General features: G+C 67.7%; 7 protein-coding genes. 5 read left to right on the forward strand and 2 right to left on the reverse strand.

Annotated features, from left to right (window positions below; translation table 11 throughout):
• Positions 1-62: 62 nt before the first annotated feature.
• Both FJY88_11420 and FJY88_11425 read right to left on the reverse strand, forming a co-directional pair.
• Complete coding sequence (locus tag FJY88_11420) at positions 63-389, reverse strand: hypothetical protein (GenBank protein MBM3287941.1); 327 nt, start codon at positions 387-389, stop codon at positions 63-65.
• A gap of 23 nt (positions 390-412) precedes the next feature.
• Positions 413-2,008, reverse strand: coding sequence for a hypothetical protein (locus tag FJY88_11425; protein ID MBM3287942.1), 1,596 nt, complete (start codon positions 2,006-2,008; stop codon positions 413-415).
• Between the two features lie 216 nt (positions 2,009-2,224).
• Here FJY88_11425 and FJY88_11430 point away from each other — a divergent pair, with 216 nt between their 5' ends.
• From FJY88_11430 to FJY88_11450, 5 genes are all read left to right on the forward strand, one after another.
• On the forward strand, positions 2,225-2,623 hold the full coding sequence (locus FJY88_11430) for a hypothetical protein (protein MBM3287943.1): 399 nt from the start codon (positions 2,225-2,227) through the stop codon (positions 2,621-2,623).
• Positions 2,624-2,634: 11 nt separating this feature from the next.
• Positions 2,635-4,233, forward strand: coding sequence for an HD domain-containing protein (locus FJY88_11435; GenBank protein MBM3287944.1), 1,599 nt, complete (start codon positions 2,635-2,637; stop codon positions 4,231-4,233).
• 85 nt (positions 4,234-4,318) lie between these two features.
• On the forward strand, positions 4,319-4,570 hold the full coding sequence (locus FJY88_11440; protein MBM3287945.1) for a MoaD/ThiS family protein: 252 nt from the start codon (positions 4,319-4,321) through the stop codon (positions 4,568-4,570).
• Positions 4,571-4,573: 3 nt separating this feature from the next.
• Positions 4,574-4,960, forward strand: a complete 387-nt coding sequence (locus tag FJY88_11445) for a molybdenum cofactor biosynthesis protein MoaE (protein MBM3287946.1) — start codon at positions 4,574-4,576, stop codon at positions 4,958-4,960.
• Positions 4,961-4,980: 20 nt separating this feature from the next.
• On the forward strand, positions 4,981-5,689 hold a 709-nt coding region (locus FJY88_11450; protein MBM3287947.1), incomplete at its 3' end, for a hypothetical protein.

Below are 5,689 nucleotides of genomic sequence, written 5' to 3' on the forward strand. Positions count from 1 at the left end.
GTCCTCGAGGGCGTATTCCTCCCTCGGGCCCGGATAGCGGAGCCAGACATGCTCGAAGGCGATCATTCGCTCACCCAGGGATCGTCGAGCGTTCTCTTGGCGATCGGCCGAATCATGTCGCGGGACGCGGCCCGCGAGACCTGCCGGGTCGGGATCTCCAGAATCTGCACTTCCTCCTCCATCCGCCCCAAGGAGTCGCGCCAGCGGATTCTGTCCCCCACGCTGACAGTCCGGGAGGAGCGCGCCTGCTGATCGTTGAGCCAGACCCGCCCTTCGGCGCAGGCCTTCGACGCCTGGCTCCTGGTCTTGAACAGGCACAGGGCGTGGAGCAGCAGGTCAATCCTCACGCGGTCCCCTCCCGGCCCGCCGCCGACCAGCGCGCGCCACATGGTTCCGCAAGGAGCACTATGGTCTAGAGGGACCTGATCTCGACGAAGACCTTCTTCCTGAGCCCCGCGAGATACTCATCCAACTTCTTCTGGCGCTCCTGGTTCTCGACCATGACACGCAGCTCGTCGCGGATCTCCTCGAACGAGTAGTCCGTCTCCGCCTGCTCCCCGACGAGCTTGAAGATGTGGAAGCCGCCCTCTACCCTCGCCACGCGGCTCACATCCCCGACCCGAAGAGAGTCGACAGCGGCCCTTGTCTCCCCCAGGAAGTTGTCGATCGGCAACCAGCCGACATCGCCGCCGCTCTCGCGGCTGACCGGGTCATCCGAGTAGCGGCGCACGGCTTCCGCGAAGTCGAGCCCCCCCGCGACGATTCTCTCGCGGACCGACTCGGTCCGCCGCCGGGTGCTCACCTCGTCGCTCCTCGACGGCGTCACCTGGAGCAGGACATGCCTTATCTGCGCCCAGGCCCCCTGCGGATCGCGATCGACGACCTGGATCAGGTGATACCCGAGGTTCGTCCGGATCGCCTCGCTGACCTCCCCAGGGGGCGCGGTGAAGGCGATCCGCTCGAAGGCCCTGTCGCCCAGGTCTCCGGGGGCGAACCGACCGAGGAGACCTCCGGCGTCGCGGCTCCTATCGTCGTCCGAATAGAGCTTCGCGGCCTGCTCGAAGGCCATTCCCGCGGCGATCTCGCGGCGGATCTCATCGATCCGCTTCCGATAGGAGACCTCGATCGCGCTGTCGGCGCTCACGCGCACGAACAGATCGAGCACGCGCAGGGCGCGGGGGCGTTTGCCGATGCTCGCCCGATTCTCTTTGAAGTGATTCTCGACCTGGAGATCCGTGACGACCACCTTCGAAAGGACGTCCCTCTGCACAAGCTGCCTTCTTAGGAAATCGTCGCGGAGATCGGCCGCGTACTGAGTTCGCAGATCGGCCTCCGTGATCCCCTCCTTGGCCAGCTCCGCGGCGAACTCGGCCGCCCCCAAACGCTCCTGATCTCCTTTGATCGCCGCTTCCACCGCATCGCCGATCTGCTGCTCGTCGATCTTGAGCCCCTGCGACTCCGCCTCGAGCAGGAGAAGCTGCTCGTTGACCAGGTTGTCGAGGATCTCCCTGCGGAGTTGGTTCGCGCGCGAGGTGTCCGAGACGTCGATCTCGAACTGAGGCGAGAAGACCTCGAAACGCTCTTCCACCTGCGAACGGAGGATCGGCTTGTCCCCCACCACGGCCGCGACGCCCTCCAGGGTCTTCACGGCCACGCGGGGCCCTGGAGCCTCGGCGGTCCCCTGGCAGCGGGCCATCCGGGGAAGCCCGACCAACAGCGGGACGAACATCAGGAGCACGAACCAGAGCGTTCGCATCATCTTGGATCTCCTATCCACGGGCCGCCAATCTGACTGGAGGGGCCGCCAGGTCTGCCGCCTGAAGCGACCCGTGAGGGTACGATAGCCCCGCGCCGGCCCACGGGCAATCCCATCCTCCCTCCGCGCGCGCCCCATCGCGCGCCTCGTCTCCCTAACACCACCGTCTTCAGGTGTCTCCTTGCAGGCTGCACGGCCGCTCCGCGGAAAGCGTGCATGGCGCAGTCGGGCATCGCATCGACGCCGAGCCATGGCGAGCGGCTGTCGGCGCCGGGGGTTTCTTCCAGGGCCCCGGAAAGCGCGCTCCAGTGCCGGGGGCCGCGGAAGATCGACCTCCGCCGATAGGCCCGGGCTCGGGCGCGCGGCATAGGGAGAGTCTCGGAATCCCCCATCGGCGGCCCCAGTGTGGCAGCCATCTTGCTCTCATGGCTTCGGACCCCGCGTATCCCCTGGAGGGAGGGTGTGAGCATGCTGCCCGTTCAAACGCTGATCGTCGGCGAGCCTCAGAGTCTTCTTCACTGGATCGCGGCCGGGCTCGAGGCCGAAGGATACCTGGCGTGCGTCGCCGGCGGGAACCTCCCCCCAGCGGTCGCCCTCGAACGATCCTGCCCGGACCTGCTGCTCCTGGTCGTCCCCCAGACCCCGTTCCAGCTCGAGAACTGGAGAAGAGCCGTCCATGCCCACCAGAGACGGCGATCGATGTCGGTTCTCGCCCTAGTTCATCGCGCCCCGAGCGAGAAGGAGCGAAGGATCATCGAGGGCTTCGCCGATCTGGGTATGGTCGGGAGACCATGGAGAAAGTCGGAGATCCTGGAGCGCCTCGAGGAATGGTACGCCTCCGAGATGCCAACGCTGCGCGCCGTCTGAGGAGGCCCTGAGTGCCCCGGACGAGAAGCGGGAGCCTATCTCTGCTTCCCGAAGGGGTTCTTGCGCTCCTGGAAAGCTCCTCCGAGCTGCTCGGGATCTGGATCGACATCCGCTTGACGTCGGATCCTCGAGCTCCCTCCGCCAAGCCGGCTCCGTCCTGCGTCGCCTGCGGCGAGACCGATCCCGCGATCTTCGCGGCGTGCGCAGGCAATCCCGCGCGGATGGGACGCCCCGACGGCTCTCGTGACGCGGAGACCTGGGTCTGCGGGCGGGGGCTGGATGTCTTCTCGTTTCCGATCGACGAGACGGGCCTGACTCCCCTCCGCCTCGTGGCCGTGCGCCCCTGCGCAAGTCCGCAGGGTTCCCCATGGAGTCGAGATCGGACGGCCCGCTTTCTCGGACGGCTCGCCCGGCTGGCGGCCGATCACATGCACCTTTCTCGCGATCTGCGCAAGGCCCAGGGCCGGCTGGCCCACGCTCACGAGGAGCTGAGCCTTCTCTGCAAGGTCACCGGACAGCTCGGAGAGAACGAAAACCTGCGGTCGATCGCCAGGCAGATCCTCGCTCAGGCGTGCGGCGTCGCGAGGGCTGACGCGGCGATCGTCTATGTCGCGGAGCGCCGCTTCCTCGAGATCGCCACCCGGAACTCCGCATCGAGCCGCATCGCCCCCGCCGCGGCGAGGCGATGGCGGATCCTGGGCGAGCTGCTGGCGGGCAGCCTCCAGGCGTCCGGGAGGAACTTCTTCGTCGGAGGAGACGCCGAGCTGCGCCCGGAGGATCCGCCCATGGGCGGCGCGGCGCGCATCCTGGCCGTCCGGCTGCCGGTCGACGGCGAGCCTCGGGGAGTTCTCTGCCTCGTCCATGGGAAGTCCGGCCCCCTCAACAAGGAGAGCGAGATCCGCGTGCTCGAGACCGTCGCCGAGCGGATCGGGATGGCCATCACGAACCACGATCTGGTGGAGAACCTGAAGGAGTTCCAGATGGCGACGGTGAAGAGCCTCGTCTCGGCCATCGAGGCGAAGGACGCCTACACCTCCGGACACTCCGAGCGGGTTCACATCCTCTCGATGCTCCTCGGCAAGACGCTCGAGCTGTCCGCGGCTGAGCTCGACGTGCTCAAGTGGGCCTCGATCCTGCACGACATCGGGAAGATCGGGATGCCGGGGCGGATCCTCAACAAGCCCGGGCGGCTCACGCCCGAGGAGTACGAGATCATGAAGGAGCACCCCGAGAGGGGCTACAAGGTCCTCGCGCCGATCCACCAGCTCGCGGCGGCGAGCCTCGGCGTCCGCAGCCATCACGAGATGATCGACGGCCGCGGCTACCCGATGGGCCTCAGGGGGGAGGAGATCCCGCACGCGGCGCGGATCATCAGCGTGGCCGACACCTACGACGCGCTGACCAGCACGAGGGCCTACCGGCAGCGGCGCTCGCCCGACAGCGCCTTCGCCGTCATCGACGCGGTTCGGGGGACGCAGCTGGACTCCGAGATTGTCGACGCCCTGGACTGCCTCCTGCCCTTCATCCGCGAGCACGAGGTGATGATCCAGACCGGCGCGCTCGAGCAGGCCACGGTCAGGGGCGAGGAGGGGAAGGCGGAGGCGGCGTAGGAGCCGGCCGGGACGGCTGATTGCCGAGCCCTCGGGATGCCCCGGGGGCTTGCTCTTCTGGTAGGATCCCTCCCGTGAGGGGAGGATCGCCTTGAAGATTCGCTTTCTCCTGTGGGGACCGCTGCGGGTCGCGGCGGGGACCGCGGAGGCGATCGTCGACTTGCCGGAGGGAATCGGAGTCGGCGACGCCCTCGATGTCTTCTACGCCTCGAGGCCCGACCTCCTCCCGCACCGCCGCGGAACTCGCGTGGCCGTGGGGAACGAGTACGCGGCCGAGGGACAGGCGTTGCGCGAGAGCGATGTCGTCTCGCTCATCCCTCCCGTGCAGGGCGGATGACGGATGATCAGGATCGAGATCGTCAGGACTCCCCTCGCCTTCGATCGCCCCATGGGTCTCTCGGCCCTTGACCGCGGCGCCGTCGTGGAGTTCCAGGGAATCGTGCGCGGCATCGAGGACGGCGAGCCGATCGGCGCGATCGATTACGAGTGCCACGAGGAGATGGCGCGCGCGCAGCTCGAGAAGATCGCCCGGGAGGTCGCGGCGGCCCAGGAACTGAGCGACATCACGATCCTCCATCGGATCGGCCCGGTTGCCGCCGGCGAGACGAGCCTCTACATCCGGACCGTCGCAACGCACAGGCGGGAAGCGTTCGACGCGGCGATGACGACAATCGAGCGCATCAAGCAGGATGTTCCGATCTGGAAGCATCCGCTTCGGAGGGCTTGACGGGATGGGGAGGCTGGGCCTTGTCGGGCGCGTCGAAGCGCGCGCGTAGGGAACCCGGATCGGCCGGCGGCGCGGGCCCTCCCATGCTCGGCCGGCTCGAAGGCCGCGCCGGCGCCTTCCTCGCTGCCCTCTCCGCAAGCCCGCGCAACCTCGCGATCTTCTGCGCCGCCCTGATCGGCCTCGCCGGGATCGTCTTCGCCCGCACCGCGTGGATGTCGGACGACGCCTACATCACGCTGCGGACGCTCGACAACTTCGTCCACGGCCACGGGCTCCGCTGGAACGTCGCCGAGCGGGTCCAATCGTTCACGCACCCCTTGTGGCTCTTCGTCATGCTCATCCCCTATGCCATCACCCGCGAGGCGTTCCACACGGTCGCGATCCTCTCGCTCCTGATCTCCACGCTGACGGTCGCCCTGCTGGTCTGGCGCTACAGGAAGAGGCCCGGGGCTGTCCTGGCCGGGATGGCTGCGCTCTTGTTCTCCAGGGCATTCACCGACTACTCCACATCCGGGCTCGAGAACCCGCTGACCCATCTGCTCCTCGCCCTCTTCGTCATCCGCTTTCCGGAGGACCGTCCTTCCGGAAAGGACCTGCTCGTCCTGGCGGGAATCGCGGGCCTGGCCGCCCTCAACCGTCTCGACACGATCCTCCTCTTCGGCCCCGGAGTGGCAATCGCGTGGGCGAGGCATGGATTCGGTCGCGGGATCCGTCTCGTTGTCGCTGGGT

This window comes from Candidatus Eisenbacteria bacterium (assembly GCA_016867495.1).
In the GTDB taxonomy this organism is placed as follows: Bacteria; Eisenbacteria; RBG-16-71-46; order CAIMUX01; family VGJL01; genus VGJL01.

Coding starts and splice junctions, on each gene's coding strand:
- FJY88_11445 (MBM3287946.1), top strand. CDS start 4,574: ATGATCAGGATCGAGATCGTCAGGACTCCCCTCGCCTTCGATCGCCCC.
- FJY88_11430 (MBM3287943.1), top strand. CDS start 2,225: ATGCTGCCCGTTCAAACGCTGATCGTCGGCGAGCCTCAGAGTCTTCTT.
- FJY88_11420 (MBM3287941.1), bottom strand. CDS start 389: ATGTGGCGCGCGCTGGTCGGCGGCGGGCCGGGAGGGGACCGCGTGAGG.
- FJY88_11425 (MBM3287942.1), bottom strand. CDS start 2,008: ATGGCTCGGCGTCGATGCGATGCCCGACTGCGCCATGCACGCTTTCCG.